The organism is Acidovorax sp. 56 (assembly GCF_002749705.1).
GTDB lineage: Bacteria > Pseudomonadota > Gammaproteobacteria > Burkholderiales > Burkholderiaceae_C > Acidovorax.
Genome location: NZ_PEEV01000001.1, coordinates 911,090 through 935,488, shown reverse-complemented (window position 1 = coordinate 935,488; position 24,399 = coordinate 911,090). Strand labels below are relative to the sequence as shown.

Annotated in this window: 16 protein-coding genes and 3 pseudogenes; 11 read left to right on the top strand and 8 right to left on the bottom strand. The window is 60.6% G+C overall.

From position 1 onward, the window contains the following. Positions 1-117 precede the first annotated feature (117 nt). The 8 genes from CLU88_RS04015 (at position 118) to CLU88_RS03980 (ending at position 8,678) form a co-directional block, all read left to right on the top strand. Positions 118-456, top strand: coding sequence for a DUF4148 domain-containing protein (locus CLU88_RS04015; RefSeq protein ID WP_099655489.1), 339 nt, complete (start codon positions 118-120; stop codon positions 454-456). Between the two features lie 78 nt (positions 457-534). Beyond that, positions 535-894: a cation efflux protein, CzcI family gene (czcI, locus tag CLU88_RS23480; protein ID WP_099655488.1), complete on the top strand. Its 360-nt coding sequence runs from the start codon at positions 535-537 to the stop codon at positions 892-894. 156 nt (positions 895-1,050) lie between these two features. Next, the gene (locus tag CLU88_RS04005) at positions 1,051-2,406 is read left to right on the top strand and encodes a TolC family protein (protein WP_099655487.1); all 1,356 of its coding nucleotides are present in this window, start codon (positions 1,051-1,053) and stop codon (positions 2,404-2,406) included. Between the two features lie 2 nt (positions 2,407-2,408). Continuing rightward, positions 2,409-4,025: an efflux RND transporter periplasmic adaptor subunit gene (locus CLU88_RS04000; protein ID WP_099655486.1), complete on the top strand. Its 1,617-nt coding sequence runs from the start codon at positions 2,409-2,411 to the stop codon at positions 4,023-4,025. A gap of 15 nt (positions 4,026-4,040) precedes the next feature. Beyond that, positions 4,041-7,229: a CusA/CzcA family heavy metal efflux RND transporter gene (locus CLU88_RS03995; protein WP_099655485.1), complete on the top strand. Its 3,189-nt coding sequence runs from the start codon at positions 4,041-4,043 to the stop codon at positions 7,227-7,229. A gap of 63 nt (positions 7,230-7,292) precedes the next feature. After that, positions 7,293-7,673, top strand: a complete 381-nt coding sequence (locus CLU88_RS03990) for a hypothetical protein (RefSeq protein WP_099655484.1) — start codon at positions 7,293-7,295, stop codon at positions 7,671-7,673. A gap of 91 nt (positions 7,674-7,764) precedes the next feature. Then, positions 7,765-8,121, top strand: a complete 357-nt coding sequence (locus CLU88_RS03985; protein WP_158235577.1) for a hypothetical protein — start codon at positions 7,765-7,767, stop codon at positions 8,119-8,121. Beyond that, positions 8,118-8,678 carry a hypothetical protein gene (locus CLU88_RS03980; RefSeq protein ID WP_099655482.1) on the top strand — a complete coding sequence of 187 codons (561 nt, stop codon included), beginning with the start codon at positions 8,118-8,120 and terminating at the stop codon, positions 8,676-8,678. Before CLU88_RS03985 ends, CLU88_RS03980 begins: the two co-directional genes overlap by 4 nt. A gap of 32 nt (positions 8,679-8,710) precedes the next feature. Here the strand turns inward: CLU88_RS03980 and CLU88_RS23205 are convergent. The 5 genes and pseudogenes from CLU88_RS23205 to CLU88_RS03955 all read right to left on the bottom strand — a co-directional run. Next, a pseudogene (locus CLU88_RS23205) lies at positions 8,711-9,121 on the bottom strand (EamA/RhaT family transporter); the annotation flags it as partial. Positions 9,122-9,150: 29 nt separating this feature from the next. Further along, positions 9,151-12,128: pseudogene (locus CLU88_RS03970) on the bottom strand (Tn3 family transposase). Positions 12,129-12,130: 2 nt separating this feature from the next. After that, complete coding sequence (locus tag CLU88_RS03965) at positions 12,131-12,688, bottom strand: recombinase family protein (protein ID WP_004213590.1); 558 nt, start codon at positions 12,686-12,688, stop codon at positions 12,131-12,133. A 129-nt stretch (positions 12,689-12,817) separates the two neighbouring features. Beyond that, complete coding sequence (gene lspA, locus CLU88_RS03960) at positions 12,818-13,897, bottom strand: signal peptidase II (protein WP_075149163.1); 1,080 nt, start codon at positions 13,895-13,897, stop codon at positions 12,818-12,820. Then, positions 13,894-16,299: a heavy metal translocating P-type ATPase gene (locus CLU88_RS03955; protein WP_034375348.1), complete on the bottom strand. Its 2,406-nt coding sequence runs from the start codon at positions 16,297-16,299 to the stop codon at positions 13,894-13,896. Before CLU88_RS03955 ends, lspA begins: the two co-directional genes overlap by 4 nt. 85 nt (positions 16,300-16,384) lie before the next feature. On the opposite strand from CLU88_RS03955, the gene cadR reads away from it, so the two are divergent. The 3 genes from cadR to CLU88_RS03940 all read left to right on the top strand — a co-directional run bounded on the left by cadR (position 16,385) and on the right by CLU88_RS03940 (position 17,947). Beyond that, the gene (gene cadR, locus CLU88_RS03950; RefSeq protein WP_003804130.1) at positions 16,385-16,825 is read left to right on the top strand and encodes a Cd(II)/Pb(II)-responsive transcriptional regulator; all 441 of its coding nucleotides are present in this window, start codon (positions 16,385-16,387) and stop codon (positions 16,823-16,825) included. 284 nt (positions 16,826-17,109) lie between these two features. Further along, positions 17,110-17,433, top strand: coding sequence for a heavy-metal-associated domain-containing protein (locus CLU88_RS03945; RefSeq protein WP_099655481.1), 324 nt, complete (start codon positions 17,110-17,112; stop codon positions 17,431-17,433). 19 nt (positions 17,434-17,452) lie between these two features. Next, positions 17,453-17,947, top strand: a complete 495-nt coding sequence (locus CLU88_RS03940; RefSeq protein WP_099655480.1) for a hypothetical protein — start codon at positions 17,453-17,455, stop codon at positions 17,945-17,947. 390 nt (positions 17,948-18,337) lie between these two features. Here CLU88_RS03940 and CLU88_RS03935 read toward each other — a convergent pair whose 3' ends face one another. From CLU88_RS03935 to CLU88_RS03925, 3 genes and pseudogenes are all read right to left on the bottom strand, one after another. Then, the gene (locus CLU88_RS03935; protein WP_099655479.1) at positions 18,338-21,487 is read right to left on the bottom strand and encodes an efflux RND transporter permease subunit; all 3,150 of its coding nucleotides are present in this window, start codon (positions 21,485-21,487) and stop codon (positions 18,338-18,340) included. Next, a complete protein-coding gene (locus CLU88_RS03930; RefSeq protein WP_099655478.1) occupies positions 21,484-23,001 on the bottom strand; it encodes an efflux RND transporter periplasmic adaptor subunit in 1,518 nt (505 codons plus the stop codon). The genes CLU88_RS03935 and CLU88_RS03930 overlap by 4 nt, the downstream gene beginning before the upstream one ends. 12 nt (positions 23,002-23,013) lie before the next feature. Next, positions 23,014-24,338, bottom strand: a pseudogene (locus CLU88_RS03925) (TolC family protein). Positions 24,339-24,399 lie beyond the last annotated feature (61 nt).

The window sequence follows — 24,399 nt, the reverse complement described above, 5'->3', positions numbered from 1 at the left end:
ATTTGTCATCTGGCTGTTGGCGTCTTGTTGTGGGCCAATTTCTAAAGTTCCCTCTGTGTCGAAAGGCATAGCTGCTGGCATATCGCCGACGGCTTACTTGAATCAAGGGACAAAACAATGAACATTCGCAAACCCCTCGCGCTCTCCCTGATCGCCCTCGCCATTACGGCCCCAGGCCTAGCATCTGCCTCCTCGCTGTATCACGCTGCTGACGGAGAGGTTGGCGTGACCACCCATCCCGATCACGTGCAAAGCACGGTGTCACGTGATGACGTGCTTCGGTCTGTTGAGATTGCGCGCAAGGACGGTTCATTGGCGGCCCTTTCGCGCGGCGGATCCCTGCCTATCAAAGCCACTAGCTCCCCCAAGACCCGTGAGCAGGTGCGGCAGGAATACCTGAACATGTCTGCAGAAGAGAAGCAGCAGATCAAGGAACTGTACGGCACGGGGGGCTAATTCGGGACAGTGCCGAGTTCATCCGTGCTCCGAGAGACGTCACGCGAAGCTCTCTTTGCCCCATGCTAGACTCAAAAAATGTATCGCTTGATAGCTGTTTTCATGCTCGCTTTGCTCCCGTTCCAGTTCAGCTGGTCAGCGGTCGCTGCGTACTGCGCGCATGAGAGCTCGACCGCCCAGGCGCAACACGTGGGGCATCACGAACACGAACACGATGTCAAAAGCGAAGTCGGCCAAGTGGATAAAACTGACCGAGGCGCGGACATGTCCGATATCGACTGTTCGGTTTGCCACGGAGCTGGTATCGGGGCCCTCAACTGGTCCTGTGCCAAGCAAAGCATCTCCCACGACCGTCGAGTGGGTTCGCCGCTTGGCGAGCGCCTGGCTGCTGTAACGCCCACTCCTCCTGATCGCCCTCAGTGGCCCGTCCTCGCCTGATCGGCGGGGCATCTCTCCTTCTTTTTGGTCAGTCTTGTCCGCCCTAGGCGGACGCAGTTGTGCGTGTCATGAATGCAATGACTGACGAGTTGCCAGGCAGCTGTACGGTTGCCAGTCCGCCGATTCCTTCGTGTTTTGAAACCACTGGAGAATCCGATGTTCAAGGGTCTTTACCTTCAAGAAACCCGGCGCGCATGGCGTGGCCACCCAAAATTCAGGCTTGCGGCAGGAGCCGCAGCCATATTGCTTACGGCCTCGGGCGGAGCCCTTGCTCAAGGCGTGTCCCAAAGGCCAGCCGCCGAAGAGAGATCCGCTCAAACGGCTGCAGGGCTACCTGGTGAGCCACTGTCTCTGGTCCAAGCCATCGAACTGGCTTTGGAGGGAAATCCGGAAGTGGCGGCAGCGACGCGCCAATTCGAGGCAACCGAAGGGCAAGTTCTTCAAGGACGCTCTCGCCCCAATCCCGAGCTCGCATACTCCCTGGAAGACGCGCGTTCCCAGACACGTACGCAAAGTTGGCAACTCAACCTGCCAGTGGAGTTGGGTGGAAAGCGAGCGGCTCGTACCAAGGCCGCCGAAAAATCCCGCGAACAAGCGCAAGCCCAACTCGCTGAGCTCAAGGCCACCGTGCGGGCCAATGTCGCTGCAGCTTACTTTGATGTTCTGACTGCGCAGGAAAGACTGGCGCTCGCTAGAGACAGCGCTGCGCTGGCCAAGTCGTCAACGGACACTGTCGCCAAGCGCGTTGCAGCCGGCAAGGTGTCACCCGTAGAAGAGTCCAAGGCCCGGGTTGCCGAAGCCGGCGTGCGCGTTGAACTGGCCCAGGCCGCAAGTGAACAACGCAATGCCCTGTCTCGCCTTTTCGCGCTGTTGGGACGGATCGATGCGCCGTACACCGTCCTGGAGGGCAAGGCCGAGAACCTGCCCTCGGTCCCGAGCCTCGTCGATCTCCAGCCCCTGATTGCTTCTTCGCCAGGCGTGGTACTTGCGCGAATCGAGGTGGATCGGCGCAAGGCCTTGACCGACCTGGAACAAAGCAAGCGCGTCCCCGATGTCACCGTCAGCGTCGGCATGCAGCGCAGCAACGAGACGCAGCGCAACGTCCTTCTTTTCGGGGTCTCTGTGCCTCTTCCCGTCTTCGACCGCAACCAAGGCAACCTCCTGGAGGCGCTGAAACTTGAGGACAAGGCCCGCGATGAGCTGCAAGCAGCCACCGTGCGCCTGCACAGCGAAGTGGCGCAGGCACGAGAGCGCCTTTCCACGATCACCGCAGAGGTTCAGTCACTGCAGCAGGAAGTTCTGCCCGGTGCGAAGTCGGCCTATGACGCCGCCACCATTGGGTTCGAGAACGGTAAGTTCAATTTCCTGGAAGTGCTCGATGCCCAACGCACTTACTTCACCGCCAAATCCCAGTACCTCAAAGCCCTTGGCGAAGCACACCGTGCAGCGGCTGATATCGACCGCCTGCTCGGGGCCAGCATGGTTTCCGGCCTGATCGCAACGCAACACTGAGCATGACCATGAACATGAACTCCAGCAAATCCACCATCAGTAAAAAACACCTGATCGCCATTGCAGTAGTCCTCGCACTAGGGGTCGGCGCGGGAACCTTCATCTTGCAAGGTGGCGGCAAGCCCAAAGCTGCGACCGCCGAGGGCGATGGCCACGGGCATGGCAGCCATACTGAAGCGAAGGGACACGGCGACGGTGAACACCATGGCAAGGGTGGCGAAAAGGGCCACGACGATGACAAGGGGCATGCCGATGGTGAACACCATGAAAAGAGCGAAGCCAAGGGACCACATGGCGGTACCGTGTTCAAGGAAGGCGACTTCAGCTTGGAAGCATTGTTGTCTGAAGACGGTGGCGAGCCTCGACTGCGAATCTGGCTGTCCGACAAAGATAAACCGCTGCCCCTGAATGCTGCAACGGTCACGGCAACTGTGACCCGCCCGACAGATGAAAAGCAGAAACTGACGTTTGCCGCTGAAAAAGACAGTCTTGTCAGCCGGGAGATCGTTGCTGAACCCCATGCGTTCGACATAGAGATCATTGCGCAGACTGCCACAGAGCCTTTCATGTTCGTGATGAGCAAGGAAGAAGGAAAGATCGAACTGACCGATGCCCAGATAAAGGCTGCATCCATCAGCCTGGACAATGCGGTCAAAGCCAACATCAAGACGGCCTTGCTTCTTCCCGGCGAGATACGCTTGAACGAAGACCGCACGTCTCACGTTGTTCCCCGGCTTGCGGGAGTCGTGGAAAGCGTCAATGCCAGCTTGGGCCAAGTGGTCAAGAAAGGGCAAGTTTTGGCGGTGATCGCGAGCCCGACTGCTTCCGAGCAACGCAGCGAGCTGCAGACGGCCCAAAAGCGCTTAACGCTGGCCAAAACCACCTACGAGCGAGAGAAAAAGCTGTGGGAGCAGAAGGTGTCTGCCGAACAGGACTATCTGCAGGCCAAGCAGGCCTTGAGCGAAGCGGAGGTTGCCGTCGCCAACGCCCATCAGAAGCTGAGCGCCATGGGGTTGTCCGCCTCGTCAGTGTCTGGTCTCAATCGCATAGAGCTGCGTGCGCCCTTTGACGGCATCGTCATCGAGAAGCACCTGAGTCTCGGCGAGGCGGTGAAGGAAGATGCTGCGGTTTTCACCATCTCGGACCTATCCCAGGTGTGGGCCGAGATCAACGTTCCGGCAAAAGACCTACCAGCGGTGCGTGTGGGCGAGAAGGTCACGATCAAGGCCACCGCCTTTGACGCCTCCGCTACAGGCACTGTCGCTTTTGTAGGAGCGCTCATTGGCGAGCAAACCCGCACGGCAAAAGCCCGCGTGGTTCTTGGCAACCCTAAGGGCGCTTGGCGCCCCGGCCTGTTCGTCAATGTCGAGGTGGTGTCCGAAGAGACGGCTGCGCCTGTAACCATCTCAGCAGACGCCGTCCAAAACGTTGGGGAAAAGCCGGTGGTCTTTCTCAGAGTCGACGGCGGCTTTATCGCCCAACCCGTGAAGCTGGGCCGAAGCGATGGCAAGCGGGTCGAAGTCCTCTCGGGTCTCAAAGCCGGCATGCCCTACGCCTCGACCGGCAGCTTCGTGGTGAAGTCTGAACTCGGCAAGGGATCTGCCGAACACACGCACTGATCGCGGAGCGCATACATGTTTGAAAAACTCATTCGATTCTCGATCGAGCAGCGATGGCTGGTGTTGTTGGCGGCGTTGGGCATGGCGGCCCTTGGCGTCTTCAGCTACCAAAAACTGCCCATCGATGCGGTCCCTGACATCACAAACGTCCAGGTTCAGATCAACACCCAGGCCGCAGGCTACTCGCCTTTGGAGACTGAGCAGCGGGTTACATACCCCATCGAGACGGTCATGGCTGGCCTGCCAAACCTGGAGCAGACCAGGTCGCTTTCGCGATACGGTCTGTCGCAGGTGACCGTCATTTTTAAAGACGGAACCGACATCTATTTTGCTCGGCAGCTCGTCAACGAGCGTATCCAGGAGGCGCGCGACAAGCTGCCTGCCGGCATCACGCCAGCGCTGGGGCCCATCTCGACCGGGCTGGGCGAAATCTATCTCTGGACTGTCGAAACCAAGGACGGGGCGAAGAAGCCCGATGGCTCACCCTATACCGCAACAGACCTGCGCGAGATTCAGGACTGGATCATCAAGCCACAGCTGCGAAATGTTCCTGGCGTGACCGAGATCAATTCCATTGGCGGCTTTGCCAAGGAATACCAGATCGCGCCCATCCCTGAACGACTGGCATCCCTGGGCGTGACGTTGCAGGACGTGGTCACTGCGCTGGACCGCAATAACGGCAACGTGGGCGCGGGCTATATCGAAAAGCGCGGCGAGCAGTACCTCATTCGCGCACCCGGCCAAGTCAAATCCCTGGAAGACATTGGCAACGTGATCCTGAGCAGCGCCAACGGTGTCCCTGTGCGCGTGCGCGACGTGGCTGAGGTGGGCATTGGCCGAGAGCTGCGCACCGGTGCAGCAACCGATAACGGGCGCGAAGTGGTCCTCGGCACGGTGTTCATGCTGATCGGCGAGAACAGCCGGACTGTCTCGCAGGCGGTGGACAAGAAGATGTTGGAAGTCAACAAGAGCCTCCCAGACGGAGTACACGCGGTGACGGTCTACGACCGTACCGTGCTTGTTGACAAAGCCATCAGTACGGTGAAGAAGAACCTGCTGGAAGGCGCAGTTCTCGTGATCGTGATCCTGTTCCTCTTTCTGGGCAACATCCGCGCCGCAATCATCACGGCAATGGTCATCCCCTTGTCGATGCTCTTCACCTTCACGGGTATGGTCCAGTACAAGGTGAGCGCCAACCTGATGAGCCTGGGGGCGCTGGACTTCGGCATCATCATCGACGGCGCTGTCGTGATCGTGGAGAACTGCGTGCGGCGACTTGCCCACGCTCAGGCGCACCACGGCCGGCCGCTGACCCGGGCCGAGCGCTTTCATGAAGTGTTTCTGGCCTCCCAGGAGTCACGCCGCCCATTGCTGTTCGGACAGCTCATCATCATGGTGGTGTACCTGCCCATCTTCGCGCTGACAGGCGTTGAAGGGAAGATGTTCCACCCCATGGCATTCACGGTGGTCGCGGCACTGCTGGGCGCCATGATTCTGTCGGTGACATTCGTCCCCGCAGCGGTGGCCCTGTTCATCGGCAATCGGGTCAGCGAGAAGGAAAACTTCCTGCTGGGCCATGCCAAGCGCTTGTATGGTCCACTGCTCGACCGTGTCATGGCCGCCAAGGCGGTCGTACTGACCGCAGCTGCAGTTGCTGTGGTCTTGTGCGGGTTGATCGCCACGCGCATGGGCAGCGAATTTGTGCCCAATCTCAATGAAGGCGACTTTGCGATCCAGGCGCTGCGCATCCCGGGTACCAGCCTTTCCCAGTCAGTCCAAATGCAGCAGCAGATTGAAAGGACCTTGAAAGAGAAGTTCCCCGAGATCGAGCGCATCTTCGCCAGAACCGGTACTGCGGAGATTGCCTCGGACCCCATGCCGCCGAACATTTCGGACGGGTACATCATGCTCAAGCCAATGGCCGAATGGCCCGAACCTCGAAAAACCCGCGACGAACTACTCGCGGCGATTCAGGAAGTCATCGGGAAAATCCCGGGCAACAACTATGAGTTCTCCCAGCCCATTCAGCTGCGCTTTAACGAGCTGATCTCCGGGGTGCGCAGTGACGTAGCCGTGAAGATCTTCGGTGACGACATGGATGTCCTGAACAAGTCCGCAGAAGAAGTCTCCGCAATGCTGCAGAAGATTCAGGGCTCCTCTGAGGTGAAGGTTGAGCAGACGACGGGGCTTCCGATGCTCACCGTGAATATCGACCGCCAGAAGGCTGCTCGCTATGGTCTGAACGTTGCCGACATTCAAGACACTGTGGCCACCGCTATCGGTGGACGCGAGGCCGGCACTATGTTCGAAGGCGACCGCAGATTCGACATCCTGGTTCGTCTGCCTGAATCCCTGCGCAACGATCTCGAAGGGATGAAGCGCCTTCCTATCCCGCTGCCGCGTTCTGCCAATGGGACAGAGGCCAAAACGAACTTCATCCCGCTGGGCGAGGTAGCAACATTCGAGCTTGCTCCTGGCCCCAACCAGGTGAGTCGAGAGAACGGCAAGCGCCGCATCGTCGTGAGCACCAACGTGCGCGGGCGCGATGTGGGCTCTTTCGTCGCAGAGGCTGAGAAAGGCCTGGCCCAGATCAAGATTCCTACCGGCTATTGGACGAGCTGGGGCGGAACCTTCGAGAACTTGCAGTCGGCCACGCAGCGCCTGCAGGTCGTCGTGCCGGTGTCCCTGCTGCTGGTTTTCGTGCTGCTATTCGCTATGTTCGGCAACGTCAAGGATGGTCTGCTGGTCTTCACTGGCATCCCATTCGCTTTGACGGGGGGCATCCTGGCGCTTTGGCTTCGCGACATTCCGATGTCTATCTCTGCGGCTGTCGGCTTCATCGCGCTTTCTGGGGTGGCCGTGCTCAATGGTCTGGTGATGATTTCGTACATCCGCAGCTTGAGGGAAGGCGGCGTTGGTCTTGACGAAGCAATCCGTGACGGCGCGCTCACCCGGCTACGGCCGGTTCTGATGACTGCCCTGGTGGCCTCGCTGGGCTTCATTCCAATGGCCATTGCGACAGGCACCGGCGCTGAAGTCCAGCGTCCCCTGGCCACCGTGGTGATCGGCGGAATTCTCTCGTCCACGCTGCTCACGCTTCTCGTGCTGCCGATTCTTTACCGTCTGGCCCACCGGCCCGATGAGGAAGATGAGGACGTGTCCGCTGAGCCCTCGCATCCCCCAGACGTGTCCGCGTCCGCGTAGTTGAAACGGTCCCGCTCGCTGATCGTGGGACCGTCCCTTTTCTCCAACCCCAAAGGAACTGTCATGAAACTCTCCCAACTTATTCTCGCCCTGTCAGTGTCGATCTCGGGCGCAGCCTTCGCTGCGGACAATCACGGTCACGACCTAAAGCCGATGCACGGTGGTGCTGTTGCAGAAGCCAAGGAGGTCGAGTACGAATTCGTTGCTAGCGCCGACAAACTGCAGCTCTATATGCGCGACCACGGGAAGCCCGTTGCTGTGACGGGGATGACCGCCAAGGTCACTCTGCTGGCTGGCAGCGAGAAGCAGGAAGTTCAGCTCCAGGTCAGCGACGGCAAGCTGGAAGCGTCGGGCAGCTTCAAGGTTCCCGCAGGTACCAAAGCCGTTGTCGCCGTCTCAAAGGCCGGCAAGTCGGTTGCCTCCGTCCGCTTCACGCTGAAGTAGTACACGAAGGCCGGCTGGGTGGATCGCCTTCGCAACGCCTCCAGAAGTGATCCCACTTTCCGAAGTCCGTTCACGTCAAAGCAGCTGACCTGTGCTGGAGGCCAAAAAAGGAGCGATCCATGTCAATGCAGGCGGCACAGGTCGCGCTCTTTGCCAAGCTGTTTTGGATTTGGATCGGCTTGTTGACCTCCGTGTTTGTGTTTTGGAGGCTGCGGCGTATCTGGCTCAAACGCCACCCGCCAATGGCGGTGAGAGTCAAGTACAGCCGACGCTTGACCAAGAGACTGAGGGATCGACAGGCAATGCGTTTGAAATACCGAAATACACCGAAATCGCGGCACCGCCAGATGCAATCCAAGGAGGCAGACCGTGGGTAAAAGTGACGGAGTCGCTGACAAACCTGCAGTCGCTGATCAACAACCTCCACAGCAAAGAATCAGATCCATGACAAAAATTCCTCCACATTCAGGCACCCGCCGCCTCTGCGTGATCCTGACTTCTGTGCTGGTTGCTAGCTTGCTGGCGGGTTGTGCCACCCCTACTGGGGCCGATCCTTCCGCCGAAGCGCCATACTGTTACAAGACCAGTAAGGGCAGAGTAGTCGCGTGCACTCGGGTACCCGCCCCCAGCCTGAATGCCGACGCTCAGGCGAAGCGCTTTACTCCCGATCCGAATGCGCTCACCGTCTACGTCGTACGGCGCAACTGGGGAGATGGCGGGCGGTTTGTGAAGATCAGCGCGGATAACGAAATGGCCGCCGAGACTCTCCCCAACACGATGGTGCGCTTCAAGTTGAAGCCAGGAACGCATACGTTCACCTTGGATTTCGAAGGAGAGCGTCAAGTCGCAACCGTGGATGGCAAAGCTGGTGACCTACGATTTCTTCGGATCGATGGAACGGTTTGGGCATGGAAGAGCACGTTTGTATGGGCGACTGACGGCGAGGATGCTATTCGGGAAAGGGCTTACAAGGCTCGCCTGGTCGCCGACCTGACGGTCAAGTGACCTCGGGGGAGCAGACAAAAAATCCCTGGGGTTCAGTGAACGTGTTGATGGTGCACGTCAGGAGCATGGGGATGAGCGTGGGTCATAGGTTCATGGGTGTGCTTGTGACTGTGGCTGCCCTTTGGCATCACAAAGTGCACATGTGAATGGTGCCCATCGTCGTGCCGGTGGGCATGCTCATGCTCAAGCACTTCGTGTGTGTGCTCGTGACCATGGCTTTCCGCCAAGTGCAGTACCACTCCCGCCAGCATCAATACCCCGCCCAGCAGCATCAACCATCCCGCAGAGCGGTCCCCGAAACCGAAGGCCACGGCAGCACCGATGAAGGGCGCGAAAGCAAACACCGAGCCTGTGCGCGCCGCGCCAAACGCCCGCTGGGCAAGAAGGTAAAAGCGCAGACTCAGGCCGTAGCCAGTGGCTCCCACGGCGAGAAGTCCTAGGGATCGTCTCAGAAAACGGAAAATAAAGCACGTTAAGCCGGTGGCAGTGGTCGCAACGGTCTGAACTTGCCTGCGCCGACCTTGGTGCTGCTGCGCCAGAGGTAATCGCCGGTCAGATTGATGTGTTCCCACCCCAGCGGTGACAGGTATTGAAACAGCGTCTCGTCTACCGGTTTGCCGTGCCCGTTCAAAGCATTGGTTGCCCGTTCCAGATAGGCCGTGTTCCAAAGCACGATGGCCGCCGTTACCAGATTGAGGCCGCTGGCCCGGTAGCGTTGTTGCTCAAAACTGCGGTCGCGGATTTCGCCCAGTCGGTTGAAGAACACCGCCCTGGCCAGCGCGTTGCGCGCCTCGCCTTTGTTGAGTCCGGCCTGCACGCGGCGGCGCAGCTCCACGCTTTGCAGCCAATCCAGTATGAACAGCGTGCGCTCAATGCGCCCCAGCTCGCGCAGTGCAACGGCCAGTCCGTTCTGACGCGGATAGCTGCCGAGCTTGCGCAACATCAGCGAGGCCGTCACCGTACCCTGCTTGATCGAAGTGGCGAACCGCAAGATTTCATCCCAATGGGCGCGTATCTGCTTGATGTTCAGCCGGTCGCTGCTAATCACCGGCTTGAGCGCGTCATAGGCGGCATCGCCCTTTGGGATGAATAGCTTGGTGTCGCCCAGGTCTCGGATACGTGGCGCGAATCGGAAGCCCAGTAGGTGCATCAGGCCGAAGACATGATCGGTAAAGCCCGCTGTGTCGGTGTAGTGCTCCTCGATCCGCAAGTCCGACTCGTGGTACAGCAGGCCATCGAGCACATAGGTTGAATCACGCACGCCGACGTTGACTACCTTGGTGCTGAAGGGCGCGTACTGGTCGGAGATATGGGTATAAAACGTCCGGCCTGGACTGCTTCCATACTTCGGGTTGATATGCCCGGTGCTCTCCGCTTTGCTGCCGGTTCTGAAATTTTGGCCATCCGACGATGACGTGGTGCCATCGCCCCAGTTTCCGGCAAAGGATTGCCGGAACTGCGCGTTGACCAGTTCGGCCAGCGCCGTTGAGTACGTTTCATCCCGGATGTGCCAGGCTTGCAGCCACGACAGCTTGGCGTAAGTCGTGCCTGGGCAGGACTCGGCCATCTTGGTTAGCCCGAGATTGATGCCATCAGCCAGGATCGTCGTCAGCAGCAAGGTTTTGTCCTTGGCCGTGTCGCCGGTCTTCAGATGCGTGAAATGCCGGGTGAAGCCTGTCCACTCATCAACTTCCATCAGCAGTTCGGTAATCTTGACGTGTGGCAGCAGCATCGCCGACTGGTCGATTAGGGCTTGTGCGGTCTCCGGCACCGCCGCGTCCAGCGGCGTGATCTTCAGGCCGGACTCGGTAATGATGGCATCCGGCAGATCATTGGCCGCCGCCATGCGGTTGACGGTGGCAAGCTGCTGTTCCAGCAATGCCAGTCGGTCGTGCAAATACTGATCGCAATCGGTGGCCACTGCCAGCGACAATTCGTTGGCCAGCTTCAGAGTAGCGAACTTCTCGGCCGGCACCAGGTACTCATCAAAGTCCTTGAACTGGCGCGAACCCTGCACCCAGACATCGCCTGATCGCAGCGCGTTCTTTAGCTCTGACAGGGCGCACAGCTCGTAGTAGCGCCGGTCAATGCCATCGTCCGTGAGCACCAGTTTCGCCCAGCGTGGCTTGATGAATGCGGTCGGCGCGTCGGCGCGTCGGCGGGCACCTTGCGGGCGTTGTCGCTGTTCATGCCGCGAAGCACCTCGATGGCATCGAGTACGCCCTTGGCGGCTGGTGCCGCCCGTAACTTAAGTACGTCCAGGAACTGCGGCGCGTAGCGGCGCAACGTGGCGTAGCTTTCACCGATGCGATGCAGAAAGTCGAAGCTCTCCGGCTGCGCGAGCTTTTGCGCCTCCGTGACGCTGGCGGCGAAGGTATCCCACGGCATTACGGCCTCGATGGCGGCGAACGGATCGCCGCCGCTCTGTTTGGCTTCCAGCAAGGCTTGGCCGATGCGGCCATACATCCGCACCTTGTCATTGATCGCCTTGCCGGAAGCCTGAAACTGCTGCTGATGCTTGTTCTTGGCGGCGTTGAATAGTTTGCCAATGATGCGGTCGTGCAGGTCGATGATTTCGTCGGTGACGGTGGCCATACCTTCAATGGCCAGCGAAACCAGAGTGGCATAGCGTCGTTGCATCTCGAACTTTGCCAGATCGGCAGGCGTCATCTGCCCACCCTCACGGGCGATCTTGAGCAGGCGGTTCTGGTGAACTTGTCGCTCGATGCCTGCGGGAAGGTCAAGCGCCTGCCAAGCCTTGAGGCGCTCGATGTGTTCAAGCATATGCCGAGAGTTCGGCTTGACGGGCGACTGGCGCAGCCATGCCAGCCACGTCAATTTGCTGCCGTCCTTGCGCTTGAGAAGTTCGTCCAGGCGCTGACGGTGGAGCGATAACAAAGAATCGGTCAACGCCGCGTAAATACGCCGGTTGGCACGGGTGATGGCCTCGGCGCTCGCGCGCTCGATGGCATTCATGGCGGGCAGGATGATGCTCTGCCGCCGCAGGTTTTCGACAAGGGTGCTGGCCAGCACAATCCCTTTATCGGTCTGCAAGGCCAGCTCGGTCAATGTATGCACGGCTTGCCGGTAGTGACTCATGGTGAAGGGCTTGAACCCGAACACCGTTTGCAGCTCGACCAAGTGCTCCCGCCGCGTCTGCTCGCGCTGGCCGTAATCGTTCCAACTTTCCACCGGCACCTTGAGTTGTGCGGCCACCATGCGCAACAGGGGCGGAAACGGAGGCTCATCGATGCCCAAGAAGATGCCAGGGAATCGCAAGTAGCAAAGCTGCACGGCGAAGCCCAATCGATTCGCAGCGCCGCGACGCTGGCGGATCACCGATAGGTCGGTTTCGTTGAACGTGTAGTGCCGTATCAGTTCGTCTTTGGCATCTGGTAGTGCCAGCAGGCTTTCGCGCTCGGTGGCGGACAGGATTGAGCGGCGCGGCATGATCAGTCTTCCCGCAGGTACTGGTACAAGGTTTCGCGACTGATGCCGAAGTCACGGGCCACCAAGGTTTTTTGATCGCCTGCCGCGACTCGCTGTTTCAACTTGGCAATTTGTTCGCTGTTCAGCGATTTCTTTCGTCCCCGGTAGGCACCGCGCTGCTTGGCCAGCACGATTCCCTCGCGCTGGCGTTCGCGGATCAGTGCGCGCTCGAACTCCGCAAAAGCCCCCATGACCGACAGCATCAAATTGGCCATCGGTGAGTCATCGCCGGTGAACGCCAGCCCTTCTTTGACAAACTCCATCCGCACGCCCCGTTGTGTCAGCCCCTGAACGATGCGGCGCAGGTCATCGAGATTGCGTGCCAACCTGTCCATGCTGTGCACCACCACGGTGTCGCCCTCGCGCACAAAGGCCAGCAGCCTTTCAAGTTCGGGACGTTGCGTGTCCTTGCCGGAAGCCTTATCGGTGAATACCTTACCGACTTCGATTTGCTCCAGTTGCCGATCAGGGTTCTGGTCGAAGCTGCTGACGCGGATATAGCCAATGCGTTGACCTTGCAAGGTGCCTCCAAAGGTAAAAGTGTCAGGATGAAATCCATTACCCTTGGCGGCTTGTGTCAATAAATACAAACTACAACTCTATTCTGACGTGCTTTGCGCCAAGCATCTGACATCAGGTTAGGGTATAGCTTAACCGGACACCTCGGCCTCTGTGCCTTTACTGCTTTTCGGTACAACCGTCAAGAACAGGCAGAGCGCTCCGATAGTTATCGCCACATCAGCGAGGTTGAAGGCGGGCCAGTGCGCAAGTCGCCAATGGAAGTCAAGGAAATCAACAACCTGTCCACGCAGCACACGATCCGCGACATTGCCCAGCGCACCGCCGAGGATCAGGCTGTATCCCATCGCTTCGAGACGGGGCAATTGCTGGCACAGCATGCGTCCCAGCCAAGCAGAAACGACCAGGCCCAGCGTGATGAAAAAGTAACGTTGCCAGCCGCCAGCGTTCGCCAGAAAGCTGAATGCCGCGCCGGGATTCAGGACATGGACGAAGTTGAAGAAGGGCGTGACTTCGACCTGTTCACCGTAGGCAAACGTGCGGGTGATGGCGAACTTTGCGAGCTGATCGGTCATGACAGCACTGGCGGCCACTGCGAACCAGACCCAAGTCGATGTGCGGCGAGCCGATTGCCACACAGGGACGGCCAGCGGCATCAGCCACCCGGCGAGCGCCGTGCAACTCAATCCAAGTACCCACCCCGCCAGCACATCGGCAGGAAAGTGCATTCCGGCTGCGATGCGTGACCAACCGACCAATGCGGCGTACAACACCAAGCCGATGCGGCCACGACGGCCTATCAAAGGCCAGAGCGCGCCGACCACCAGCGCGGCATAGGTGGCATGCCCGCTGGGCAGGCTGTAGTGTCGTTCGATGCCCCCGATAACGCGCACCATGTCGCCAAAAACGGCAGGCGGGCGTGGAAAGTCGATCCATAGCTTCAAGATGGTGGCGACGAGAAATGCCAACGCAAAGGCCACGCTAAAGACTCTGAGTCTGTACCGGATGGCATCGGCCCGCGTTGGGTCAGGTGCCGACTTTGACCATCCCCACATCGCCAAGAGCATCAGTGGTGCAGTCCAGTAGTTGCCTATCACAAGGTTGAAGAACGATGCCAGCGGTTCCAGCGCTGCAGGTGTGCTCATGTTGATGGCTTGGAACAACGCGATGTTCAGACCACCCCAGTCGTAGAGAAAGAATTTCCAGCTCATTTGCGCAACAGCCTCAAGCCATTGCCAACGACGAGCAAGCTGGCCCCCATATCAGCAAACACCGCCATCCACATGGTCGCTTGACCCGTGAAGGTCAGCACCAGAAATACTGCCTTGATGCCAAGGGCCAGCACAATGTTTTGCATCAGCACCTGCGCCGTCGCACGCGACAGGCGCACGAAGGTCGGAATCTTGCGCAGGTTGTCGTCCATCAGGGCCACGTCGGCGGTCTCGATTGCGGTATCTGTGCCAGCCGCTCCCATTGCAAAGCCGATGTCCGCACGCGCCAAGGCCGGGGCATCGTTGATGCCATCACCGACCATGCCAACCTTGCCGCTTCGGGCCAGTTGCTCCACTTCGCGCAATTTGTCATCTGGGAGTAGGTTGCCTTGCGCACGGTCGATTCCGGCTTGTGCGGCAATGGCCTGTGCCGTATGGGGGTTGTCGCCGGTCAGCATCATGGTGTTGATGCCCAGTGCGTGCAGCTCGGCGATGGCGGTCCTGCTGCTGTCCTTGATGGTGTCCGCTACGGCGAATAAGGCATGTACCGCCTTTGCGCCTACCAACATCACGACGGTCTTGCCAGCGGTTTCCAGCGCAGCGATGCGCTGCTCCAGCTCTGGTGTGCACTGCCCCAGCTCTTCGAGCATCCGGTGGTTGCCCAGATGGTAGGTCGCACCGTTGATTTGGCCTTGCACACCCCGACCGGGCAGCGCGTTGAATTCGGCCACGTCGAGCAAGGCAACCCCGTCCGTCTGCGCGGCCTGTGCCACCGCCTTGGATACAGGATGGTCCGAGCGGGCCGCCAGACTGGCAGCGATGCTGCGGCTGTCCGAGGCGAGTGCATTGCCCCATGTGACAAAGTCGGTCTGTGCGGGCTTGCCGTGCGTGATCGTGCCGGTCTTGTCCAGAGCCAGCCAGCGCAGCTTGCGGCCTTCTTCCAGATAGACGCCACCTTTGATGAGAATGCCGTGGCGGGCGGCGGCGGCCAGGCCGCTGACGATGCTGACCGGTGTAGAGATCACCAGTGCGCACGGGCAGGCGACCACCAGCAGAACCAATGCACGGTAGATCCAGTCGAGCCATGCCGCACCCATGAACAGCGGCGGCAACAACGCGACGGCGATGGCAACGCCGAATACAACGGGGGTGTACCAGCGGGCGAACTGATCGACAAAACGCTGAGTCGGCGCACGACTACCTTGCGCAGCCTCTACCGCGTGAATGATCCGGGCCAAAGTGGAGTTGTTGGCCAAGGCGGTGACGCGGTACTCGAACGAGCCGGATTCGTTGATCGTGCCAGCGAACACCGAATCACCGGGGGATTTTTCGACCGGGAGGCTTTCACCCGTGATCGGGGCTTGGTTGACGGCAGAGCGGCCTTCCAGCACCTCACCATCAAGGGCGATGCGCTCACCTGGTTTGACCCGGACGCGGGCGCCGATGGTGATTTGCTTGGCGCCCACCTCGCGCCATGTGCCGTCAGCCTGCTGTACCGTGGCCTGTTCCGGGGTCAGGTCGAGCAGGCCACGGATAGCGTTACGAGCGCGATCCAGCGATTTGGCTTCGATTACCTCGGCCAGCGCGAACAGTACCATCACCATTGCCGCTTCGGGCCAGTGGCCGATCAACATGGCACCCGTGACCGCAATCGACATGAGGGCGTTCATGTTGAGATTACGGTTCTTGAGCGCAATCCACCCCTTCTTGTAGGTGGAGAGGCCACCCGTGAAGACCGCGACAAGCGCCAGAACGACAACCGACCAGTGATTGCCGTTGTGGAGCCAGTAGACCGCCTCGGCCGCCGATGCAGTGACCAAGGAGATGCCCAGCGGCCACCAGTTGGTCGGCGTGGTCACAGGGGCGGCGGATGGAGATGCGACCTCTGCCGTGTCCACGACCTGCGCCTCGAATCCAAGCGCTTGCAGTGCCACGAGCACGTCTGGCAGAACCTGGTTCGCATGGCGTACCGACAGCGTGCGCTGCATCAGGTTGAAATCGAGATCAGCAACACCGGCCACGGTGCCGAGCTTGTTGCGGATCAACGTCTCTTCGGTCGGGCAATCCATCTTGGCAATGGACAGCTTGGTCGTCTGCTCGGCCGACGCCTGATCCATGCGCACAGCTTGCATGCCGATGGCCTTCAGCGCCTGCTCGACGGGAGACAACGAAGGCAATTCGTGTCGCACGGCCAAGGTACGTTGCATCAGGTTGAATTCAAGACCCGCCACCCCCGCCAGACCGGCCAGTTTGCTTCGGATCAGCGCCTCTTCGGTCGGGCAATCCATGTTCTCGATGCGGTACACCGCTTGAGCCGATCCGGTTGCCAGCGGGGCCGGTGCCGTGGGTTGGATGATCGGCTCAGTCGTGCAGCCACACCCCTTTGAAGCGCATTCGCTCATGAGTAACTCCTGAAAATCTTCTATTCAGCCTCCATTAAAATCTCTATAGTCACTATAGAGTCAAGTGATAATTGGAGATTGATGCATGGAAATCAGAATTGGCGACCTCGCCAAGCGCTCTGGGTGCGAGGTCGTGACCATCCGCTACTACGAGAAGGAAGGGCTACTGCCGAAGCCAGCGCGAAGCGGTGGCAACTTCCGGCTGTACGGTGAGGCGCACATTGAGCGCTTGCAATTCATCCGTCATTGCCGTTCGCTCGACATGACGTTGAGCGAGATTCGCGCATTGCTGGGTCTGCGAGACAACCCGATGCAGGACTGTGGGGAGGTCAACACGCTGCTGGAGGCCCATATTCAACAGGTGGAAATGCGTGTGTCCGCGCTGTTGCAGTTAAAACGGCACTTGGTTGATTTGCGCGAGAAGTGTTCTGGCTCTCGATCTGTAGAGGCGTGCGGCATTTTGCAAGGGTTGGGCAATTGCAATTGCCATGGTGAAAGTGCCACGAACAGTCAAACATCTGGGTAAGTAAGGGCTTAGCGTGCTTTATTTTCCGTTTTCTGAGGCGACCCCGGTTAGTTCGAGGCACACAGGGTAGCTCATGGCCTGGGAGCGCACTCAGACCTCTTCGGCTGCCTGGGCTGACCCAATCTTGACCGCCAGTTAGTTAGCTTTGCATCGGCACCTCTGATAAGTCACTGTGCGACTGCAGCGTTTGATTTCGCGGTGCGCCGGATTCTCGTGACGGGACTTGACCTTCTCATCATGGCAAGGTTCATAGTCAAACCGTGAATCAACCAAAGGAGGCTCACATGGTCCATTTCAATGTTCCTGATATGACGTGCGGGGGCTGCGCCGAGCGCATTCGTCGTGCAATAGCGCAGGCCCCAATGCTGGCGGGCGTCGAAGTAGCAATCGATGTGGCCGCGCGGCAGGTCCGCGTTCCTGGGCAAGCCGAAGACGACACTGTGCAGCTTGTCCGCTCCGCAATTGCGCGTGCCGGATACAAAGCAGACGCAGTGGTGGCCACATCACCGCACCGAACATCCGGTGGCTGCTGCTGTGCGTCTCGGCCCACAACCTCGGTTGACGTGAATCAAGACACTGCGAGCCGTACGTTGTCATGCTGCAGTTGAACCAACAAGGAGACCAATCATGCGTCTGAATATCGTCGCTGGGCTGTTGACAACCCTTTTCGTGGCGGGCGGTGCCGTCGCGCAATCTCCTAAACCTGCGGACGAACACGCAGGCCACCACCCCGGTGATGCGCAGAGCGGTGGCGTAGCTACCCAGTCTGCCCCAGCAGCTACTACCCCGCCAGCACCCGACGCCTTTGATCGTCAGATGAAGGCGATGCAGGAAATGCACAAAAAAATGCAGGCTGCCAAGACTCCCGCCGAACGTTCTGCTCTGATGGACGAGCACATGAAGCTCATGCAGTCCGGCACGGCCATGATGGGTGCTGGTAATTCTGGTGGCACGGGTATGGGGATGATGCAGCAAGGGGCGCAGGCCAAACCTGCCGCACCTGCCGCCTCTGGAACCTCGGGCATGATGGGCATGCACGCTCAAATGGAGCGCCGCATGGCCATGATGGAACAGATGATGCAAATGATGGTGGACCGCCAAGCGGCCATGCCATCCAAATAGCCCCCGCGAGCGTCCTGAGGGGCGCTCGCCACAAAATCTCATTGAGATTCTGTAGATCGCCTTCCTGAATCAACCAGCGTAAGGCGCATTAAGCCCTCAGCCCGTTGCTGCAGCCCCCAAGCACGACGCACATCAGAAGTGGGAATGCGTTCGGTTCTTTTGTATCAATGGTTGATCGATAGCTCAACTGGATGCCATTGACAGCGGCGACGGTGCTTTTACCGGGTCTTCAGTTTTCAACAACAGGGTTGCGCCGCTGACCCAGTAGCGCCGCTTTGAGCGCCACACAGGCCATTAGGTCAGTTCGATTGAGGCGGCATTGCCTAACATCGCCACCCAGCCTCTCGATTGGCAAACTCGGTGCCCCCAAGGGGGCGCCCCAAGCCAGCTTCACGAAGCATCAGTGTCCAGCTGATCGTGTTTACTCGGCCTTCGCATCAGCACATAGGCCGCAGGAATCACGAACAAGGACAGCAGCGGCGCCGTCACCATGCCGCCCAGCATGGGGGCCGCGATGCGGCTCATGACCTCCGAGCCTGTCCCGCTGCTCCACACGATGGGCACCAGGCCCGCCAGGATGACAGCCACGGTCATGGCCTTGGGGCGCACGCGCAGCACGGCACCTTCGCGGATCGCGTCCAGCAGCTCTTCCAGCGTAGGCTGCCTGCCGTCTGGGCATCTCTCGGCCAGTGCGTGCTTGAGGTAGATGAGCATGACCACCCCGAACTCTGCCGCGACCCCCGCCAGGGCGATGAAGCCCACACCGGTGGCGATCGAGAGGTTGTAGTTCATCAGGTACAGGAACCAGATGCCCCCAGTGAGCGCAAATGGCAGCGTCGCCATGATCAGTCCCGCCTCCCCCATGCGCGAGAAGGTCAGATACAACAGCACGAAGATGATCAGCAAGGTGGCAGGCACCACCACTTTGAGGCGGGCATTGGCCCGCTCCAGGTACTCGAACTGGCCCGAGTAGGTGATGCTGACCCCGGGCTCCAGCTTGATCTGGCGGCTCACCGCATCGCGCAGGTCATTGGCCACCGATGACAGATCGCGCCCCCGCACATCGACATACACCCAGCCCGATGGGCGGGCGTTCTCGCTCTTGAGCATGGGTGGTCCATCGGTGATAGAAACGCTGGCCACCGTGCCCAGCGTGATTTGCTGACCCATGGGGGTGGAGAGAGGCAACTGGGCCAGGCGTTCTGGGGAATCTCTCCACTCTCGCGGATAGCGTAGGTTGATCGGGAAGCGGGCCAGGCCCTCGACCGTTTCCGAGACGTTTTCACCACCGATGGCCCCGGAGACCACGGCCTGGATTTCGGACACGTTCAGCCCGTAGCGCCCTGCGGCCGTGCGATCGATGCGGACATCGACATAGCGCCCCCCCGTCAGGCGCTCTGCCAAAGACGAAGTCACTCCCGGAATGCCCTTGGCGACCTGCTCGACCTGGGCAGCGATCCCGTCGATCACCTTCAGGTCGTTGCCGGTCACCTTGACCCCGATGGGACTCTTGATGCCGGTGGCCAGCATGTCGATCCGGTTGCGAATGGGCGGAATCCAGATGTTTGACAGGCCAGGAATCTTGACGGCCTTGTCCAGCTCCTCGATCAGACCCTCGGGCGTCATTCCTGGACGCCATTGGTCTCTGGGCTTGAGCTTCACCGTGGTCTCGAACATTTCCAGCGGTGCCGGATCCGTGGCGGTCTCCGCGCGGCCCGCCTTGCCGAAGACGCGCTCGACCTCGGGCACCGTCTTGATCATCCGGTTGCTCAGTTGCAGCAGTTCGGTGGCCCGCTGCGCCGACAGACCCGGAAGCGCCGACGGCATGTACAGCAGATCACCTTCGTCCAGCCTGGGCAGGAACTCGCCCCCCAGCCGCGAGAGGGGCCAGATCGTGGTCGTCAGCGCCAGCACGGCGATGACCAGTGTGGATTTGGGGCGGTGCAGAACCCATTCCAGGCAAGGTCGGTACACGGCAATCAGCGCGCGCGTGATCGGGTTTTTCTGCTCGTCAGGGATACGCCCTCGGATCCAGTAGCCCATGAGGACGGGGATCAGCGTGACCGAGAGAGCCGCTGCTGCGGCCATCGCATAGGTCTTGGTAAACGCCAGCGGTCCGAACAGGCGACCTTCCTGTGCTTCCAGCGTGAAAACGGGCACGAAGGACAAGGTGATGATAAGCAGCGAGAAGAACAGCGCGGGGCCCACCTCCTCGGCAGCTTCAGTGATCACCTTCCAGCGCTCTTCCCCCACCAGTTGGCGGTCTGGATGCTTGCGCTGCCAGGCCTCCAGCTTCTTGTGGGCGTTCTCGATCATCACCACGGCCGCATCGACCATGGCGCCCACGGCAATCGCAATCCCGCCCAGGGACATGATGTTGGCGTTGATGCCCTGGTAGCGCATCACCAGAAACGCCGCCATGATCCCCAGAGGCAGAGAAATGATGGCGACCAGCGCGGAGCGCAGGTGCCAGAGGAACAAGACACAGACCACAGCCACCACGATGAACTCCTCGATGAGTTTGGTGGTGAGGTTCTGGATCGCCCGCTCAATGAGTGCGCTGCGGTCGTAGGTGGTCACGATCTCAACGCCCTGGGGCAGGCTGCTTTGCAGCTCACTGAGCTTGGCCTTGACGGCTTTTATGGTTTCCTGGGCATTCTTGCCCGAGCGCAGGACCACCACGCCACCGGCCACTTCCCCCTCGCCGTCGAGTTCAGCGATACCGCGCCGCATCTCCGGACCGATCTGGAGTGTGGCGACATCACCCAAGCGCACGGGAATCCCGGCGCGCGACACCAGCGGGATGGCCCGGAAGTCGTCCAGCGTCTTGAGGTAGCCGCTGGCGCGCACCATGTACTCGGCTCCGGACAACTCCAGCACCGACCCGCCCGTTTCCTGGTTGGCGCCCAGGATGGCCTCGCGCACCTGCCCCTGGGTCAGCCCTTGGGCTGCGAGCTTGATCGGATCAAGCACCACCTGGTACTGCTTGACCATGCCGCCCACCGACGCCACTTCCGCGACATTGGGCAGGCTCTTGAGTTCGAATTTCAGGAACCAGTCCTGCAGGGCCCGCAGCTGGGCGAGATCGTTCTTGCCGGTGCGGTCCACCAGCGCATATTGGTAGATCCAGCCGACCCCGGTGGCGTCGGGGCCGAGCGACGATTTGGCCGTGGCGGGTAGTCGTCCCTGCACCTGATTCATGTACTCCAGCACGCGGGAACGCGCCCAGTACAGGTCCGTACCGTCCTCGAACAGGATGTAGACGAAGGAGTCGCCAAAGAAAGAGAAGCCGCGCACTGTCTTGGCACCCGGGACGGACAGCATGGTGGTGGCCAGTGGGTAGGTCACCTGGTTTTCCACGATCTGCGGCGCCTGGCCGGGATAGGCGGTGCGGATGATGACCTGGACATCCGACAAATCGGGAAGCGCGTCCACGGGGGTGCTGCGCACACCCCACACGCCCCAGGCCGTGAGCATCACGGTCGCCAGCAGAACCAGGAATCGGTTCGCCACCGACCAGCGGATCAGTCGCGCGATCATGGCTTGATCCTTTCCACGGCGATGATCACGAAGTCCTTGCCTTGCTGCTGGAAGGTGAACTTGACCTGCTGCTCGGGTTTCAGGGCCTTGGCCAGCTCCGGGTTTGCCAGCTTGAATGGCATGGTCATGCCGGGCCACTTCAGTTCAGGCACGGCCTCATGGGTAAGGGTCAGCTCGGTTGGCGTGACCTCATCGACCACCCCTCGCACCGTAAAGCTCTTCGATGCCGGAGCAGCAGTCTTTGAAGACCCCTGTTCGTTGATCGGCTGTACGCCGCTGCTTGGAGGCTGTGTGGGCATGATGCCTCGCAGGCTGGCTTCCGAGTCGATCAGGAACTGTGCCGAGGCGACCACCTGTTGCCCTGCGGTGAGGCCGCTTTGAATGACGAGGCGGTCATCGATTTCCGCACCGAGTTGCACCTGGACGGGGTGGTACTTTCCAGGACTGTCCACCACGTAGACCAACGCCCGCTTGCCGGTGCGGATCACCGCTTCGCTGGGCACCAGCAGCGCTGGTTGTGTACGTCCAGCCAGGACGATCTGTCCGGACATGCCCGCCTTCAGGCGCTGGGTGGGGTTGGGAAGCTCCAGGCGCACGCGCACTGTGCGGGTGTCCCGGTTGGCCTCCGGCAGGATGCTCACAACCCGGGCTTTAAGGGTTTCGCCCGGAAACGCGGCCAGTCGGACCTGGGCGTCTTGTCCCAATTGCAAGGGACCACTTTGCGCTTCGGGAACTGCAGCCTCGATCCAGACGCTGGCCAGGCCGTTCACGCGCACCAGGCTGGCACCCGCAGAGACCGTCATGCCCTGGCGCACCATCAGTTCGGCCACCATCCCTGCTAGTGGGAAGGTCACCGTGTAGCGGCCCTGAGGTTCGCCCGTGCGCTCCACCTGGGCCACGAGCGAGGCAGGCATGCCCAGCAGTGACAGCCGCTGGCGCGAAGCTGCCGTTAGCGATTCGTCCTTGAGCGCCCGGACCGCGAGAAACTCGCGCTGCGCAGCCACCCACTCAGGCAGCAGAAGATCCACCAATGGCGCGCCTGCGGCCACCACGTCGCCCGGGGCCCGGGCATAGACGCGTTCCACGAAGCCGCCCGAGCGGGCCTGGACGATGCTCACATCCCGGTCATTGAGCTGGACCGTGCCCAGCACGTCCACATCGGACCCAATGTCTCGCTGCTCTACCAGGGCGGTGCGCAGGCCGAGGGCTTGCACGGCCTGGGCCGAGACGCTCAGGCCGGAGCTTTCCTGAGTGTCCTCATCCGCATACTTGGGTACCAAGGCCATGTCCATGTAGGGGGACTTGCCTGGCTTGTCGAACTTCTGCGTCGGCGACATCGGGTCGTACCAGTACAGCACCTTGCGGTCGGCTTTTGCTGCTTCTGTCGATGCGGGACTGGCTCCCAGTGCGCGGTTGTTCGCGGTGCGCCATTGGGAGACGCCCCAGCCGAGGGCGATGCCAGCAGCCACCAGTGCCACGGCCACAGCGGTCTTCTTGAAAACGGTATTGGTCATGTGGTTCTCCCTTCAGTCGGCAATCAGGCTGTTCAGGCGGGCAATCACGGTGTCCCGCTGTGCCTGCAGATCAATGAGCCGCCAGTGCGTCTCCCGCACTTGGGCCCGAGCCGCCAGCACGGCGCTCAAGTCGCCTTTGGCAGACTGGTAATTGGCTAACGCGAGTTCGGCACGCCCCTGTGCCAAGCCCATGCCAGTCGATTGCAGCCGCTCGATCTGACTGTTCAGTGCCGCCAGCTCTGAGGCGCTGTCCTCCAGTTCCTGCAGGTGCCTGCGGGTCACGTCTTCCTGCTCGGCTTCCAGGCGCTGCAGTTCCAGCTGCTTGGCCTTGATCTGGGGTCCCTGACGCCGCTCCTGTTGCCAGGGAAGATCAAAAGTCACCTGGAAGGACACCATGTCGCCCCAGCGGCGGTCACGGCGGCTGTATGCGACTTCCCAGGACCAATCACCCTTGGTTTCTGCCTGGGCTTCGCGCGTCTCCGCCAAGGCCATGCCCTGCATGGCGGGATACTGCGCCAGTTCGGCATGGCGGTGTACCTCCGAACGCAGCTGGTCCAGAGGGCGGCTCAAGGGCCCTGGAGTGCCCTGCAGTACCTCGTCGGAACGGGCGCCAACCCAGCGCCGCAACATCGCCCTGGCCTTGGACCGATCCCGCTGCAGATCGTCCCTGCGGTCCGACAACGCAAGCGCCTCCTGCCTGGCCATCAGGAGGTCTCCCGCCTGGGCCGTCCCCCCGCAATGCGGGCAGGCAGGCTGTCTTGGAGGCGCTGGTTCTCACTCATTAAATCGGCAAGTACCTGGTCGCGCTGTTCAATGGCCTGGGCCATGATCCACGCTTGGCTCAGCTCCTGGCGAATCTGCAGGCGCTGGACCGCCAGGGTGGCGCGTTCACGCTCCACCTTGGCCTGTGCACTGGCAATCTGGGCATCTCGTTTGGCGCGGTTGGGCACCTCCTGCATCAGCGCCAAGCGCTGCATGGTCATGGACTCGCGCGTGAGACTGAAGCGGTCCATGCCGCTGATAGGGAAGTTCTCTACACCAACCGACAGCTTGGGGTCCGGCAGCGTTCCTGCCGACTTCTGGGAACTGCTGGCCGCGTCAATCTGCAGCCGCTGGGCAGTGATGCGGGGACTGTGCTGCTCCGCCAGGTCTAGGGCATCGGTAAAGCTGAGGGCATGTACCTGGCCGCCAGCCAAACCGATGCCAGCCAGCAGGAACCCCAGAGCGCTCCGGCGCAGATGGAAGATATTGCGCGCCTGGCTGTCGTGTGAGATGGGAAGAATGCGCAGCTGCGCAGACAGACGCTCGCCGGGAGCGTCGAAAGAAATGATGGGCATGGTGGTCCTCGAAATTGATGGGCACGAAGTCAGACCTGCGCGCACGCTGCAAGGCAGCGCA

Coding starts and splice junctions, on each gene's coding strand:
- CLU88_RS04015 (WP_099655489.1), top strand. CDS start 118: ATGAACATTCGCAAACCCCTCGCGCTCTCCCTGATCGCCCTCGCCATT.
- czcI (WP_099655488.1), top strand. CDS start 535: ATGTATCGCTTGATAGCTGTTTTCATGCTCGCTTTGCTCCCGTTCCAG.
- CLU88_RS04005 (WP_099655487.1), top strand. CDS start 1,051: ATGTTCAAGGGTCTTTACCTTCAAGAAACCCGGCGCGCATGGCGTGGC.
- CLU88_RS04000 (WP_099655486.1), top strand. CDS start 2,409: ATGACCATGAACATGAACTCCAGCAAATCCACCATCAGTAAAAAACAC.
- CLU88_RS03995 (WP_099655485.1), top strand. CDS start 4,041: ATGTTTGAAAAACTCATTCGATTCTCGATCGAGCAGCGATGGCTGGTG.
- CLU88_RS03990 (WP_099655484.1), top strand. CDS start 7,293: ATGAAACTCTCCCAACTTATTCTCGCCCTGTCAGTGTCGATCTCGGGC.
- CLU88_RS03980 (WP_099655482.1), top strand. CDS start 8,118: ATGACAAAAATTCCTCCACATTCAGGCACCCGCCGCCTCTGCGTGATC.
- lspA (WP_075149163.1), bottom strand. CDS start 13,897: ATGAGCTGGAAATTCTTTCTCTACGACTGGGGTGGTCTGAACATCGCG.
- CLU88_RS03955 (WP_034375348.1), bottom strand. CDS start 16,299: ATGAGCGAATGCGCTTCAAAGGGGTGTGGCTGCACGACTGAGCCGATC.
- cadR (WP_003804130.1), top strand. CDS start 16,385: ATGGAAATCAGAATTGGCGACCTCGCCAAGCGCTCTGGGTGCGAGGTC.
- CLU88_RS03945 (WP_099655481.1), top strand. CDS start 17,110: ATGGTCCATTTCAATGTTCCTGATATGACGTGCGGGGGCTGCGCCGAG.
- CLU88_RS03940 (WP_099655480.1), top strand. CDS start 17,453: ATGCGTCTGAATATCGTCGCTGGGCTGTTGACAACCCTTTTCGTGGCG.
- CLU88_RS03935 (WP_099655479.1), bottom strand. CDS start 21,487: ATGATCGCGCGACTGATCCGCTGGTCGGTGGCGAACCGATTCCTGGTT.
- CLU88_RS03930 (WP_099655478.1), bottom strand. CDS start 23,001: ATGACCAATACCGTTTTCAAGAAGACCGCTGTGGCCGTGGCACTGGTG.